This window comes from Oceanobacillus aidingensis (assembly GCF_042654105.1).
Classification (GTDB): Bacteria; Bacillota; Bacilli; order Bacillales; family Amphibacillaceae; genus Oceanobacillus; species Oceanobacillus oncorhynchi.
Genome location: NZ_JBHSFT010000023.1, coordinates 1 through 911 on the forward strand (window position 1 = coordinate 1; position 911 = coordinate 911).

Genomic DNA, 911 nt, shown 5'->3' on the forward strand with positions numbered 1-911 from the left:
CGTTCCATCGCCAGATGGAACGGAGGCAAAAAAATACACTCCTTTTCCTCTCTCTGATAACCTTGAGTTGTCGAGACAAAAGGAATGGGAGAGGAAAAGAGTGCAACATCATTTTATCACAGAGTTATTAGGAATTAAAGATACACATGTAGATGTGTGGGATATCAGAGAAGAAGAAAGTTATTTGATTGCGGAATTATTCACGAAACAGCGTATGCAGAAATGTCCTTGTTGCGGGAAAAGAACGAAACGGATACACAGTTACCGCTGGCAAAGCATCCAAGGACCAGTGTTAACGACAAAAGAAGTTCATATATCTCTGCGAAAGAGACGTTATATTTGTATGTCGTGTCACCACACATTTTATGAGCGTCTCCAAATGATCCATCGGTATCAACGGTGTACGGCGAGTGTGCAAACGGCAGCGATGATGCATGCCGCTGTAAGTTCCTTTCGTACAGCGGCGCTGGTAACGGGAGTAACAGTGAATCGTGTGTTACGGTGGTTTGATCAGAAGGAACTGCCCACCAGCAAAGTGTTACCGCGAGTCATTGCGATCGATGAGTTTAAAGGCGACGCAGATGGAGAGAGGTTTCAATTGAATGTGGTCGATGTGGAGAACCGAAGAATTATCGATATCTTGCCAGATCGAAAAGTGGAGACCATTGAAGCGTACTTAAATTCCTGCGATACAGGTAAAGTGGAAATGGTAGTAATGGATTTATCTCAAGCGTTTAAACAAGCGATTCGAAAAGCGCTGGGAAACCCATTGATTATCGCTGACCGTTTTCACTTTATGCGTCAGGCCTACTGGGCTTTGGATGAGGTCCGCCGTGAAGTTCAAAAGCAATTGCCCAAGAAAGATCGAATTCGAATGAAACGCTCCAAAAAACTTCTGTGGAAATCATGGA

At 44.0% G+C, this 911-nt stretch carries 1 protein-coding gene; it reads left to right on the top strand.

Annotation, left to right across the window (positions count from 1 at the left end):
* Positions 1-100: 100 nt before the first annotated feature.
* A partial coding sequence (locus ACFO3P_RS14515) for an ISL3 family transposase (RefSeq protein ID WP_379542470.1) occupies positions 101-911 on the top strand: 811 nt, incomplete at its 3' end.